Source organism: Halomonas sp. LES1 (assembly GCF_031846005.1).
GTDB lineage: Bacteria > Pseudomonadota > Gammaproteobacteria > Pseudomonadales > Halomonadaceae > Halomonas.
This window is the reverse complement of record NZ_JAVRGC010000002.1, coordinates 425,368-437,687: the sequence shown is the minus strand read 5'-3', so window position 1 is coordinate 437,687 and position 12,320 is coordinate 425,368. Positions and strand designations below refer to the sequence as shown.

Sequence of the window (12,320 nt, the reverse complement as noted above, 5' to 3'; positions counted from 1 at the left end):
TTAACCTTGGCCATGAGCTGTCTGTGCAAGCCTCTGTGCACCCCTGGAAATGGCCGCCTTTTGCCGCGCCCGTGGCTTGGCCGTACAATGCCAGCATCATCGCCGCCCTTGCGGCTCCCCCTTTGACTACCGAGGAAACGCCGGACCCATGCGCGCTACCCAGATGCTGATTTCCACCCTGAAGGAAACCCCCGCCGATGCAGAGGTCATCAGCCACCAGCTGATGCTGCGGGCCGGCATGATCCGCCGCCTCACCTCCGGCCTGTACACCTGGTTGCCGCTGGGAGTGAAGACCCTGCGCAAGGTCGAGCGCATCGTGCGTGAGGAGATGAACCGGGCGGGCGCCCAGGAAGTGCTGATGCCGGCGGTTCAGCCTGCCGAACTGTGGCAGGAGTCCGGCCGCTGGGAGCAGTATGGCCCGGAGCTTCTGCGCCTCCAGGATCGCCACGACCGCGACTACTGCGTGGGCCCCACCCACGAAGAGGTGATCACCGACCTGGTCCGCAAGGAGATCGCCAGCTACAAGCAGCTGCCGGCCAACTTCTATCAGATCCAGACCAAGTTCCGCGACGAGATTCGCCCGCGCTTCGGGGTCATGCGCTCCCGCGAGTTCATCATGAAGGACGCCTACTCCTTCCATGTGGATGAGGATTCCCTCAAGGAGACCTACCAGGCGATGTATGACGCCTACACGCGGATCTTCACCCGCCTGGGGCTGGACTTCCGCCCGGTGATCGCCGACAACGGCGCCATCGGCGGTACCGGCTCCCACGAGTTTCATGTGCTGGCCGAGTCCGGCGAGGATGACATCGTCTTCTCCACCGACTCCGACTACGCCGCCAACATGGAGAAGGCCGAGGCACTGCCGGCGCCGCTGGGCAGCGATGTTCGGCGCGCCGCCCCCGGCGAGGAGCTGCGCCTGGTCGACACCCCGGATGCCAGGACCATCGCCGCTTTGGTGGAGCAGCACGGCCTGCCCATCGAGAAGACCATCAAGACACTGATGGTTCACGCCGCCGAGGGCGGCCTGATCGCCCTGCTGGTGCGTGGCGACCACGAGCTCAACGAGGTGAAGGCCGAGAACCTGCCCGAGGTGGCCGCCCCGCTGACCATGGCCAATGAAGAGGAGATCCGCGCCGCGGTGGGCGCCGGTCCCGGCTCCCTGGGGCCGGTCAACCTCGAGATGCCGATCATCATCGACCACAGCGTGGCGCTGATGAGCGACTTCGGTGCCGGCGCCAACATCGACGGAAAGCACTACTTCGGCATCAACTGGGAGCGTGATGTGGCGCTGCCCAGGGTGGCCGATATCCGCAATGTCGTCGAGGGCGACCCCTCACCGGATGGCAAGGGTGTGCTCGCCATCAAGCGCGGCATCGAGGTCGGCCATGTCTTCCAGCTGGGGCAGAAATACTCCGAGGCCATGAACGCCAGCGTGCTGGGTGACGAAGGCCGTGCCATCCACCCCTGGATGGGCTGCTACGGCATCGGTGTCACCCGCGTGGTGGCCGCCGCCATCGAGCAGAACCATGACGACGCCGGCATCATCTGGCCCGACGCCCTCGCCCCCTTCCATATCGCGCTGGTGCCCATGAATGCCCACAAGTCCCAGCGCGTACGCGAGGAGTCGGAGAAGCTCTATGCCGAGCTGAGCGCCGCCGGTTTCGAGGTGCTGCTGGACGACCGCGACCTGCGCCCCGGGGTGAAGTTTGCCGACCACGAGCTGATGGGACTTCCCCACCGCCTGGTGGTGGGCGATCGCGGACTGGACAAGGGTGAACTGGAGTACAAGGGACGCCGTGACAGCGATGCCACCATGGTGCCGGCCGGGGAGATCCTCGACTTCCTGCGTCAGAAGGTTCAGCTGGGTTAACGCGCAGCGCCCGCTTGTCGCCCTGGTGATGGGCGGGTGGTTGGCCACGGCGTCAGCGGCCGAGGAGCAGGGTTTCCTGAGCGCGCTCGAGGCCGAGGACAAGCCGTTGCTGGTCCAGCCGCTGCCGCCCGCGCCGCACACCCTGCGCACCACCCTCAACGAGGCTCTCTCCCGCCCTCGCCCACCGGCCGAGGTATGGGCCGCGCGTCAGTGGCTCAACGCCATGGAGCCCTCGCTCGAGCGCTATATCCAGGAGCCGACACTGCGCCGCGAGCTGCTGCGCCGGGTCTATCACGAGGCGACCCTGGCGGGCCTGCCTCCCGCGCTGGTGCTGGCCCTGATCCAGGTGGAGAGCGCCTTTCGAATCGACGCGGTCTCCTCTGCGGGGGCGGTTGGCCTGATGCAGATCATGCCGTTCTGGATCCGCGAGCTGGGGCTGCCTGCCGATGATCTCAAGGACCCCTGGCGCAACCTGCGCTATGGCTGCACGATACTGGCCCACTATCTGGCGGTGGAGAACGGCGACCTCACCGACGCCCTGGCCCGCTACAACGGCAGCCTGGGCAAGACCTGGTACCCGGAGCGGGTGATGCGCGCCTGGCAGCGCCACTGGCGCCCCGCCGAGGAGCGCCTGACGGTACAGCGCTGAACCGGCGCAGCTACTCGGCGGCGGTCACCAGACCGGCATCGGCAAGACCTGACAGCAGGCGACAGACATCCTCGGTGACCGACGCAAGCGGCTCGCCGTAGTGCTCGGCCAGCAGCTCTCCCAGCTCCTTCCCGGCAAGCGATTCCTGATCCAACAGACGCCAGATCATCGTGCCCGTTTCGTTCAGTCGATGTATCTCGCCGCGACCAGACTGGATCAGGAAAAGCTCCCGGCCAACCGGATAGGTTCGCATCTCCCGGCTTGTCACCCAGCGCCGCTGCGCCGGCACCGGGTCATTCATCCCGGGCGCACCACGCCTATCAGGTTGAGACGCCTCGCGTCTGCCGATGTCACAGCCTTGATTTTCCTGCATGCCTCCTTCGAGCGTGGCTCCCAGATGGCGCGCTGCCGCCAGCGGTTCGGCATAGCGCAACAGCAGGCAGGGGACACGCTCCATCAGCGGAAGCAAGTGTGCCATCAACGCCTCGGGACGGGCATGGTAGGCGAAGTTCTGAGCAAGCAGCTGCAGCAACCCCTCCCCAGGCTGGAGCCGGATGATATCGGGGCTGGTTAACCGGTCATCGCGCTCGAGGAGAACCAGAGCACCCACCGCACACCGCTCACCATGTTCAGCAAGCCCATTGCCCGGCGGCAATACGAAGCGGTAGCGTGAATCCTCGGGGCCGGCATGGGCCTCGGCATACTCGACCAACGGCGGCGAGAAGCTCTCCTGAAGCGGTAGACGTAACCTCGGCGCCATGCCCAGCGCGACACCCTCCCCCTCTCGTGTCAGACCCAGTACATCGTCCCCGAACAGCCGATAACCGGCCGCGGAAAAGGCCACCGCCAGAGTGCTCTTGCCGGCCCGATGATTCTCCGGGAACAGCACCAAACGGCCATCAACTTCGACAGAAGCACAATGCAGCCCCAGCAATGAAACCTCACGGTCGAGATAATCACCGCCCAGATCCGCGATCAGGCTGCATACCGCCGCCGTCGACGTCGGTAACTCGAGTCCGCGGGGCAGCCGGGGCGAGCGCTGCAGATAGCCCCCGGGGCTTCTCCGCAGTCGGATGGCGGGCGCCAATCCCCGGGCTCGCCTGATGGAGAGTGGCCAGCGCGATAGTGCCTGCCTTAGCGCCTCGACGACGTCGGGCGACTCCTCTACACGCAGGCAGCGACCGAGACCGGGGAAGGAAATGTCATATGAACCGTCCATCATCGCCGATAATCGGGCCGACCAAAGACGATATCCTCGACGATCGTCAATGGGTCCTCGCGATATTCACGCAGGCGACGACGGTCTTGCTCATATTGCCGGTGCGAATGATAGCGATCGCCATTTCTGTAGTGATCACCGTCCCGATGATGATGGTGGTGATCCCTCTTCTTCTTGCGATAGCCCTCATCGTAACGACTGGGTCGTGAATGGCTGGGACGCGACCAGCTGGGTCGTGAGTGGCTGGGTCGCGAACGATGTCCCCCGCCCCAGGCATGGGCCTGGCCAACACTGAGCAACGTGGGGGCTACATAGGCACTGGCCACTCCTGCCCCCAGAGTGGCAAGCAACCGTCGGCGGCGCTGGCGATGCTGCTCAGCAGCCGTATTCTCATGATCCTGTTGTGACATATCAGCCTCCAGCTTACCCAATAGGCCATAATCGAACACTGTTCATCCTAACCATTGAGAAGGCGAGAAGCGGCCGTCGGACGAGTGTTGTCGATTTTTTCCATGAGCGTTGCAGAGTCGCGACACCCGATGACCAATAAAAAAAAGAGGTATCCGGAATAAATGGTTGATGAGTAGATATCACGTCGAGATCACACCACGTCTACTCAACGGACTAGCGGGTTGGTGGATGGTTAGAAGATTGCCCCATCTGTTAACAGAGTCGTCACCAGAAGACGGTGGCCAGCCCCGCTAATCGACACGAAGCGAGAGCCGAGCCACGCACCAGTCCCATACCGCATCTCGCGGAGCAAGAGGTAAGGATGACCGCTTGCGGACGAGGAAATAGCTGGGCTCTTTGATCATGGTCTCATGCGTGACCTGCACTAGACGCCCGGCCTCGAGATCCCCCGCCACAAATGCCCGGCATGCCAAGGCGACGCCCTGGCCAGCCAGGGCTGCATCCAGGGCCAGTGTCGTCTGGTTGAATACCGCACCGGGCAGCTTGCCGTCGGCACGCAGAAACATCGGCCAGTGATCGTGCGCGTCATGCAAGAGCGGAAGCTCCCCAAGCCGTTCGGTAGAGAGGGGGAGCGGTAACTCTTTGACCAGATGGGGGCTAGCGACCGCGACCAGCTCCTGGTGGAATAGCAGCTCAGTATCCAGTCCGGATGGGAACGGGGGGCGGGTTAGCCGCACTGCGATGTCCACTTGGTCGCGCTCAAAATCGGAGAGCGCCTCGGTGGCGACCGTGCGCAATTCCACTCCGGGTAGCGCGGCGTTCAGCTCGGCTAGACGAGGGATCAGCAGCTTCGCGGCGAAGGTCGGCGCAACACTGATCGTGACAGTGTCCGGTCGCTCCAGGAGTCGTCCGGTGGCGTCCCCGAGCGTATCGAAGGCGCGGGTCACGTCCGTCAGGTAGGACGCGCCCTGTGGCGTCAGGGCGAGGCCGCGCGGCAAGCGCTGGAACAGGGCCTGGCCCAGGTGCTCTTCCAGCGCACGCACCTGCTGCGCAACGGCGCCTTGAGTGACGCCCAACTCCTCGGCAGCGGCCCGGAAACTCAGTCGGCGGCCTGAGACCTCGAAGGCACGCAGGGCATTGAGAGGGGGGAGCTTGCGGCGAGATAGCGTCATGGCGGTGCCCTATAGTTTTTCTACAGTCTTACACGTTTATTTATCACGCGAAACTTCGGCTATCACTTGACACAATGCCTCCAGAACCTGACCAAAGGAGGCTGTCATGGCTGAAGAAAAAGTGGCTCTCATCATGGGCGGTGGATCCGGTATGGGAGCCGCTGCCGCGCGCAGATTGGCTCAGGATGGCTATCGTATCGCCATCCTCTCCTCGTCGGGCAAGGGCGAGGCTCTGGCCAAGGAATTGGGTGGAGTCGGTGTCACCGGCTCGAACCAGTCACCCGACGACGTGAAGCGGGTCGTGGATCTGACGATGGCGACATGGGGGCGGATCGACGCGTTGGTCAATTCCGCAGGTCATGGTCCGCGCGCACCGATCCTCGATATCCCTGACGAGGACTGGCACCAGGGCATGGATGTCTATTTCCTTAGCGCCGTGCGCCCGATCCGCCTAGTCGCGCCGATCATGGAAGCACAGGGTGGTGGTGCCATCGTCAACATTTCGACTACCTGGGCTTTCGAGCCGTCCAGCGTATTCCCGACCTCGGTAGTATTCCGGGCGGGTCTGGCGAGCTTCACCAAACTCTTCGCGGATGCCTATGCGGCGAAGAATGTCCGCATGAACAATGTGCTGCCCGGCTGGATCGATAGCCTTCCCGAGGTCGATGAGCGCCGCGACAGCGTGCCGATGGGTCGCTATGGGACCGTCGAGGAAATCGCAGACACCGTGGCCTTTCTGCTGTCGGAAGGCGCGGGCTACGTCACCGGCCAGAACCTTCGCGTCGATGGCGGCGTGACCCGCTCCATCTGACGACGCCTGTCCTACCGCCACAACGGGCCGCCTTTCCTCCGGGAAGGCGCTCGTTGCGCTTTTCCCGAAGGAGATACGCCATGTTGCGTGCTTATGCTGCGCTCGCCGTGCTCGGCATCATCTGGGGCTCGAACTTCATTTTCATGAAGTGGGCTACCGACCTGATCTCACCCACCCAGACGGTATTTCTGCGTGTGCTGTTCGGTTTTCTTCCCCTGGCCCTGGTGGCCTGGCGAGCCAAGGTTCTGACTCGCGATCAGCTCCGTCATCTGCCGCACTTCGCGGCCATGTCGGTGATCGCGACGACTTTCTACTATTACGGGTTCGTGGCCGGCACGGCCCGGCTTCCTTCGAGCATCGCTGGGCTCCTGAGCGGCTCCATTCCCATCTTCACGTTCATCTGCGCCTTCCTGTTCCTGCGTCAGGATCGCCCGACCGGTCAGATGGCGGCTGGCGTTGCCCTGGGCTTCATCGGTATTGCACTGAGCGCCCACCCCTGGGAGGGCACCGATGGCGTGGCGCTGACAGGGGTCTTTTGGATGCTGACCGGGACGCTGAGTCTCGGGGTGTCATTCGTTTATGCACAGCGGTTTCTGTCGCCGCTGAAACTGCCCCCGCTGGCATTGGCGACCTGGCAGACGGGACTCGCGCTTCTGACCCTGGTGATACTGACCGACTTTGACGGCATGGCTGCCATAACGACGGACTCGCGCGCACTCTTGGGAGCGGTCCTTGGCCTAGGTGTGCTGGGTACCGGCGGGGCCTTCTTCAGCTATTACTTCATCATCGAAAAACTCGGTTCCGTGCAGGCATCCGGTGCGACCTACATCGCCCCGGTGGTGGCCGTGATCATTGGCGCTGCGGTCGGCGAGGAAATCACCGGTGCCGCCATCCTTGCGCTGGTACTGATCCTCGGGGGCGTGGTGCTGATCCAGACGGGGAAGCTCAGCACCACACCTGCTCCCGCTCAGCACCAAGCTGAGGAGTAGACTGATTCCGGGGCGGCCTTTGTTGCTTCTGATAGCATTAGCATGCCCATGAGGGCAGGCATCCGCTCACAGAATTCCACTCCGAGAGCGAAGTACGGGATCAGATGCTTCATCTTATAGATAGAATCAGAGCGAACCAGGCTGGGCGAGCCGGATGCTACCGACCCTGATAGCGCTTGGTCCCCACACAGAGAACACACCGCATGACCAGCATGCCCGACAACATACTTCACTTGCCGGAATATCACGTTTTGGGCACCAAGGTGGAAGAACATGATCTCCACTTTCAGGATGAAGCTCCGGTCCCTGTGGCCTGAGAAGAACTTCGGCGTTGATCTATCAACCTTCTGGCGGGACTAAGCACTTGGAGGGGCTGGCAGCCCCCTTCAACCAGTTAATCCGGATACCAAAAAAAGGCCGACCCGTGAAGGTCGGCCCACTGGGGGGATGACTCCCCCCTCCCCTGACGACTCGTGCCGTGACTGACTTCAGCGCTTCTTGCGGTGGTCCCGCACGATGAAGGCGATCCAGCCACCCATGAAAGCGATCATCATCGCGACGGTAACTAACCCGAAGACGACGGCGTCATCCAGATACATGTTGATCTCCTCCCCGCCTGATGTGTTGAGTCCACTGTAAGCCGGAACGGCGGGGGGAATTCTGATCTGAATCAAGTTACGCTCCGGCGCCTGCCGGGAGCCATCAGGCAATTGATTCAGGTCAGTTTTCAGAGCAACTTCTTGTCCTCGACCTGGGTGTGGTCCGTGTCGGGGGGCAGCGGGTGCCCCTTGGCGAGCTCGGCACGGGTGGCCTCGCGTACCGTCAGCACCTCGAGCTCATAGCGCAGGGCTTGACCGGCCAGGGGGTGGTTGGTGTCGATCAGCACGCTGTCGTCGCGCACCTCCAGGACGGTGACGACCTGGGGGCCATCATCGCCGGGAGTCTGGAAACGCATGCCGGGCGAGAGCTCGGGGACCGGGAAGGCGTCCCGCCCCACCTCGCGCTTGAGGGCCTCATTACGCAGACCGTAGGCCTCGGCGGGCATCAGGGTCACGGTCAGTTCGGCCCCTTCGGCCTGGCCATCCAGGGCACGCTCCAGCCCGGCGACGATATTGTGATGGCCGTGCAGGTATTCGAGGGGCTGCTGACGGGCGCGGGAGTCATCGAGGACCTGGCCGGCGGCATCAACCAGCACATAGTGCAGCGTGACGACACACTGGGGAGCGATGGTCATGGGCTTCTCCTGAGTGGGAGGGGATAACGTGACTGGTCGGGGGCGGCCTAGCCGCGCCGTAGATTGGCGACCGGCATCTCCAGACGCTGCTGACGCTGCAGCATGTTGAGCAGCACGATGGCGCGCTTTTCCCCCTTGTGGCTCTCGAACACCGCCTGCAGCTCCTTGAAGGGCCCCTCGGTGATCTGTACCGCCTCGCCGGCCTGGAAGTAGAAGTTGGCATCCTGGTCGCGCTCGTCTCCCTTGTCGCGCAGGGCCGCCACCAGGCTGTCGTCCACGGCGATCGGCGTATCGCCGAAGGTGACCAGCTTCAATACGCCCCGGGTGGAGCGGATCGGCCGCCAGTTGCTGACCAGCCGGTCGAGGCGAATAAACAGATAGTAGGGAAACAGCGGCTCGGTGATCCAGGTCAGCTTGCCGCGGCGCTTCTTCTGAACGTCGAGTACCGGATGGAAGACCTCGAAGCCCTGGTTGAGCAGATTCTCGGTGGCGCGAAAGGATTCGCCCCCCTTGCACTGGATCACATACCAGCGCGGCACGGCCGCAGCGTCTTCCTGGCGGATCGTATCGCTCTCCTTCATGGGGTCTCCCGTCGCTCTGGATGCTGGTATCACTGCCGGGGCTCTGCAACAATCGCTCGTTGCTTGTGCGCCCCGCTTGCGGGCCGGGCGCCCGGCGAAAGAGGCAAGGATTCTAACACCGTTGCAAGGAGAGCCCCATGCCGACGCCTACCGTGCAGAGAAGCTGGCGAGATGCCCTGGCGATCTATCTGCGTGCGCCTGTCATCACCATGCTGTTCCTGGGCTTCTCCGCCGGCCTGCCCTTCCTGCTGGTGTTCTCCACGCTGTCGGCCTGGCTGCGCAGCGACGGCGTCGAGGTGGCGGCGATCGGCTTCTTCGCCTGGATCGGCATGCTCTATTCGATCAAGTTCTTCTGGGCGCCGGTGGTGGACCGCCTGCCACTGCCGCTGCTGACTCGCCGCCTCGGCCAGCGCCGCGGCTGGATGCTGCTGGCTCAGGCGATGATCATCGCCGGGCTGGCGGGGCTCGCCGGGATCGACCCGCTCGGGCAGCTGCCCCTGGTGGCCGCCTTCGCCCTGCTGGTCGCCTTCGGCAGCGCCACCCAGGATATCGCCATCGATGCCTTCCGCATCGAATCGGCTCCCGAGGATATCCAGGCGGCCATGGCCTCCACCTATATCATCGGCTACCGGGGCGGCCTGCTGGCGGCCGGTGCCGGGGCGCTCTACGTCGCCTCCTGGCTCTCCTGGGAGGCCGCCTACCTGACCATGGCGGCGCTGGTGGGTATCGGTATCATCACGGTACTGGTGCGCCCCGAGCCCGAGCGGCTCTCGCTGGGTACCCAGCTGATACACGAGCCGCGGGTACGGGCCTTCCTGAGGGCCAGTCGCGGAAGACCCAAGCCCCTGCGGCGCCTGGGCGCCTGGGTGATCGGCGCCATCGTCTGCCCCTTCACCGACTTCTTTACCCGCTATCGGCACAAGGCCCTGTGGCTGCTGCTCTTCGTGGCGGTATTTCGCATCAGCGACCTGGCCATGGCGTCCATGGCCAACCCGCTCTATATCGACCTGGGCTTCACGCTCAAGGAGATCGCCAACGTCACCAATGCGTTCGGTATCGCCATGAGCATCGGTGGAGGCATGCTGGGGGGGCTGCTGGTGGCACGCTACGGCATCGGGCCTCTCCTGGTGCTGGGAGCCACGGCCGCCGCCCTGACCAATCTGCTGTTCAGCGCCCTGGCGCTGACCGGCCAGAGCCTGCCCATGCTGGTCATGGCCATCGTCGGCGACAACCTGGCCAACGGCCTGGCAAGCGCGGTCTTTATCGCCTTCCTCTCCAGTTTGACCTCGAGAGCCTATACCGCGACACAGTACGCGCTGTTCTCGTCGCTGATGACCCTGCCGGGCAAGTTCCTGAGCGGCTTCGGCGGGCTGGTCGTCGAGGTCGAGGGCTACGCCACCTTCTTCCTGATCTCCGCCGTCATGGGAATTCCGGCGGTGCTGCTGGCACTCTGGATCAGCCGCGACCGTGAGCTGATGCCGGCCCCCGAGGCATCGAGAGCATAAATACCGGGCGCCTACCTGGCACAGTGGCTCAGCGCCGGGCAAGCCACTCCTGCAGCCACGCCAGGGCCCCGGGCGTGGCCCGCCATTGATCGCGCATCAGGGTGCGATACTGCCAGGCTTCGGCCCGACTGCCTGGCTCGACTGGGCCATCATCGCCCACCGGCGTCGGCGGCGCCGAGCTGTCGCCGCACATCAGCTTCACCGCGTGAGCATTGTGGGCATGAGACTCGTCCAGCGCCTGGGCCGCCTCCTCGAGTCGGTCGAGGCGATAGAGTGCCAGGGCGCGGCCCATCAGCACGCCCAGCACCGGCCCCTCGGCCTCGGCTTCCGGTGGCTGCTCACTGAGTGCCAGCGCCTCGCTGTCGCGTCCGTCCCGCAACAGCTGGTCGAGCACCAGCTCGCGAAGCCCCAGGCTGTCATGTCGATCCAGGGCCAGCAGGTCTTCGGCGAGTCGTCGTGAGCGCTCCCGCGCCCCGCGCTCCATGCCGACCACCAACGCCAGCCCCGTCCGCAACAGCAGCGTGTTGTCGGCATCTTCCCAGGCCAGGGTGCCCGGCCCCTCGGCCGCTACCTGCTCCAGCCAGCGCTCCAGCCGGACGGCAAGCGGCACGAACAGGCTCGGTGCCATCCAGGGCAGGCTGCCGAAGCGCGAGGTCAGCGCCAGGGTCAGCTCCTGGACGACCGCCGGCGCATCCAGCCACTCCGGATGACGACAGAGCTCGGGCAGCCACTCCGCGGCGGCGGGCCAGGGATCATCATCGAGCCCCAGTGGGGAGTCGGACACCCCCGATACCGGGAAGACCCGTCGCCAGGCGGCATGCAGGGTGTCCTCGCGTGCGGTGGTGTGATACTCGAGCCGCCCCTCCCCGCTGCATGACACGGCCAGGCGCGGGGCGGTCGGGAGCTCCTCGAGAAGCGCCTGCAGCGACGCCAGCGGCTCGGCCAGGTCTTCCTCGGCATTGAGCAGCTGCTCGGCCAGGGTGGCACCGGGGTTCTCGGCCAGGTCGGCGAGGAACTGCAGCTGCTCCGGCGCCAGATCTCCCTGGCGTGCCAGGCGCCGGAACCAGAAACTCGCCCGCTCGGCGGCCTCCTGCTCATGCCCCTCGTGCAGCAGCAGCATGGCCTCGATATAGGCCAGGGTCGGCGAGTCCGGCAGCGCCTGCTGGGCACGCACGAAGGCCGTCCGGGCACTGTCCAGATCGTCGTTGTCGAGATGCATCAGACACAGGCGCTCCAGCGCCACACCGCGCAGGAATAGCGGGCCATGTTCGAGCACCGCATCGAGAAGCGCCTCGCGCTTGCGATGAAAGCCGCGCTCCTGGAAGAGGTCGATCAGGATCTCGAAGGCGGGCTCGGCCTGCTCAGGCAGCCGAGACCAGTCACCACGTTCGAAGAGCGACTCGAGAATCTGCTGGGCGCGGCCGCGCTGGCCGGTCTCGGCCGCGATCAGCCCCGCCTCGAGCAGCGCCTGGGCGGGGGCACGGCCGCTGGCCAGCGCCGCCTTGAGGGTGTCGCCCTTCCAGTCGCGCAGCGAGAGCATCCACATCAGGTGCTCGGGCACCGAGCCGGGCAGCGTCACCGCGCCACAGCAGTGCTTGGTCTTGCGACCGGAGTCACACCAGCAGGGCTCGTTTCGCCCGGGGCGCGCCAGCGGTTCGCAGCGGAAGTCCAGGCGCGCCAGGGGCGTCTGTGACCACAGCTCCGGCGCCAGCGCCTGGGCCAGTGACAGATCGCCGCCCACCAGTCGAGGCCCCTCTTCCCGCGCCCAGACCATCAGCGCCGGATAGCGCTCATCCTGGCGAATCGCCTTGAGCGCCCCCGAGGCAAATCCCAGCAGCTGTTCCACCCATACCGCCAGCATTGCGCACTCCACCAT

At 64.8% G+C, this 12,320-nt stretch carries 12 protein-coding genes; 6 read left to right on the top strand and 6 right to left on the bottom strand.

Going from position 1 to position 12,320, the window contains the following annotated elements; translation table 11 throughout:
• The first annotated feature begins 148 nt into the window (after positions 1-148).
• Positions 149-1,873, top strand: coding sequence for a proline--tRNA ligase (locus RM463_RS06240; RefSeq protein WP_311429400.1), 1,725 nt, complete (start codon positions 149-151; stop codon positions 1,871-1,873).
• Positions 1,874-1,913: 40 nt separating this feature from the next.
• A complete protein-coding gene (locus tag RM463_RS06235) occupies positions 1,914-2,522 on the top strand; it encodes a lytic transglycosylase domain-containing protein (RefSeq protein ID WP_409228283.1) in 609 nt (202 codons plus the stop codon).
• Between the two features lie 10 nt (positions 2,523-2,532).
• Here RM463_RS06235 and RM463_RS06230 read toward each other — a convergent pair whose 3' ends face one another.
• Positions 2,533-3,744: a PqqD family protein gene (locus tag RM463_RS06230; protein ID WP_311429399.1), complete on the bottom strand. Its 1,212-nt coding sequence runs from the start codon at positions 3,742-3,744 to the stop codon at positions 2,533-2,535.
• Between RM463_RS06230 and RM463_RS06225 the strand changes: the two genes are divergently transcribed.
• Positions 3,729-3,950, top strand: a complete 222-nt coding sequence (locus tag RM463_RS06225) for a hypothetical protein (protein WP_311429398.1) — start codon at positions 3,729-3,731, stop codon at positions 3,948-3,950. The genes RM463_RS06230 and RM463_RS06225 overlap by 16 nt on opposite strands.
• 492 nt (positions 3,951-4,442) lie before the next feature.
• Here RM463_RS06225 and RM463_RS06220 read toward each other — a convergent pair whose 3' ends face one another.
• Positions 4,443-5,324, bottom strand: a complete 882-nt coding sequence (locus RM463_RS06220) for a LysR substrate-binding domain-containing protein (protein WP_311429397.1) — start codon at positions 5,322-5,324, stop codon at positions 4,443-4,445.
• A gap of 106 nt (positions 5,325-5,430) precedes the next feature.
• Here RM463_RS06220 and RM463_RS06215 point away from each other — a divergent pair, with 106 nt between their 5' ends.
• Positions 5,431-6,135, top strand: coding sequence for an SDR family oxidoreductase (locus RM463_RS06215; protein ID WP_311429396.1), 705 nt, complete (start codon positions 5,431-5,433; stop codon positions 6,133-6,135).
• A gap of 80 nt (positions 6,136-6,215) precedes the next feature.
• Positions 6,216-7,124 carry a DMT family transporter gene (locus RM463_RS06210; RefSeq protein ID WP_311429395.1) on the top strand — a complete coding sequence of 303 codons (909 nt, stop codon included), beginning with the start codon at positions 6,216-6,218 and terminating at the stop codon, positions 7,122-7,124.
• Between the two features lie 488 nt (positions 7,125-7,612).
• On the opposite strand, the gene ccoM is transcribed toward RM463_RS06210, so the two are convergent.
• The 3 genes from ccoM to rfaH form a co-directional block, all read right to left on the bottom strand.
• Positions 7,613-7,723 carry a cytochrome c oxidase subunit CcoM gene (ccoM, locus tag RM463_RS06205; protein ID WP_311429394.1) on the bottom strand — a complete coding sequence of 37 codons (111 nt, stop codon included), beginning with the start codon at positions 7,721-7,723 and terminating at the stop codon, positions 7,613-7,615.
• 128 nt (positions 7,724-7,851) lie between these two features.
• Positions 7,852-8,358, bottom strand: a complete 507-nt coding sequence (locus tag RM463_RS06200) for a peptidylprolyl isomerase (protein ID WP_311429393.1) — start codon at positions 8,356-8,358, stop codon at positions 7,852-7,854.
• Positions 8,359-8,405: 47 nt separating this feature from the next.
• Positions 8,406-8,939 carry a transcription/translation regulatory transformer protein RfaH gene (gene rfaH, locus RM463_RS06195; protein ID WP_311429392.1) on the bottom strand — a complete coding sequence of 178 codons (534 nt, stop codon included), beginning with the start codon at positions 8,937-8,939 and terminating at the stop codon, positions 8,406-8,408.
• A gap of 137 nt (positions 8,940-9,076) precedes the next feature.
• Between rfaH and RM463_RS06190 the strand changes: the two genes are divergently transcribed.
• Complete coding sequence (locus RM463_RS06190) at positions 9,077-10,444, top strand: AmpG family muropeptide MFS transporter (protein ID WP_311429391.1); 1,368 nt, start codon at positions 9,077-9,079, stop codon at positions 10,442-10,444.
• A gap of 28 nt (positions 10,445-10,472) precedes the next feature.
• Here the strand turns inward: RM463_RS06190 and RM463_RS06185 are convergent, their stop codons facing one another.
• Positions 10,473-12,305 (bottom strand): SEC-C domain-containing protein, encoded by a 1,833-nt coding sequence (locus RM463_RS06185; RefSeq protein WP_311429390.1) that lies wholly within the window; start codon positions 12,303-12,305, stop codon positions 10,473-10,475.
• Positions 12,306-12,320: the final 15 nt, after the last annotated feature.

What these genes read in the sequence shown, in the direction of transcription:
- RM463_RS06240 (WP_311429400.1), top strand. Translation starts at nt 149, where the DNA reads ATGCGCGCTACCCAGATGCTGATTTCCACCCTGAAGGAAACCCCCGCC.
- RM463_RS06225 (WP_311429398.1), top strand. Translation starts at nt 3,729, where the DNA reads ATGAACCGTCCATCATCGCCGATAATCGGGCCGACCAAAGACGATATC.
- RM463_RS06230 (WP_311429399.1), bottom strand. Translation starts at nt 3,744, where the DNA reads ATGATGGACGGTTCATATGACATTTCCTTCCCCGGTCTCGGTCGCTGC.
- RM463_RS06220 (WP_311429397.1), bottom strand. Translation starts at nt 5,324, where the DNA reads ATGACGCTATCTCGCCGCAAGCTCCCCCCTCTCAATGCCCTGCGTGCC.
- RM463_RS06215 (WP_311429396.1), top strand. Translation starts at nt 5,431, where the DNA reads ATGGCTGAAGAAAAAGTGGCTCTCATCATGGGCGGTGGATCCGGTATG.
- RM463_RS06210 (WP_311429395.1), top strand. Translation starts at nt 6,216, where the DNA reads ATGTTGCGTGCTTATGCTGCGCTCGCCGTGCTCGGCATCATCTGGGGC.
- ccoM (WP_311429394.1), bottom strand. Translation starts at nt 7,723, where the DNA reads ATGTATCTGGATGACGCCGTCGTCTTCGGGTTAGTTACCGTCGCGATG.
- RM463_RS06200 (WP_311429393.1), bottom strand. Translation starts at nt 8,358, where the DNA reads ATGACCATCGCTCCCCAGTGTGTCGTCACGCTGCACTATGTGCTGGTT.
- rfaH (WP_311429392.1), bottom strand. Translation starts at nt 8,939, where the DNA reads ATGAAGGAGAGCGATACGATCCGCCAGGAAGACGCTGCGGCCGTGCCG.
- RM463_RS06190 (WP_311429391.1), top strand. Translation starts at nt 9,077, where the DNA reads ATGCCGACGCCTACCGTGCAGAGAAGCTGGCGAGATGCCCTGGCGATC.
- RM463_RS06185 (WP_311429390.1), bottom strand. Translation starts at nt 12,305, where the DNA reads ATGCTGGCGGTATGGGTGGAACAGCTGCTGGGATTTGCCTCGGGGGCG.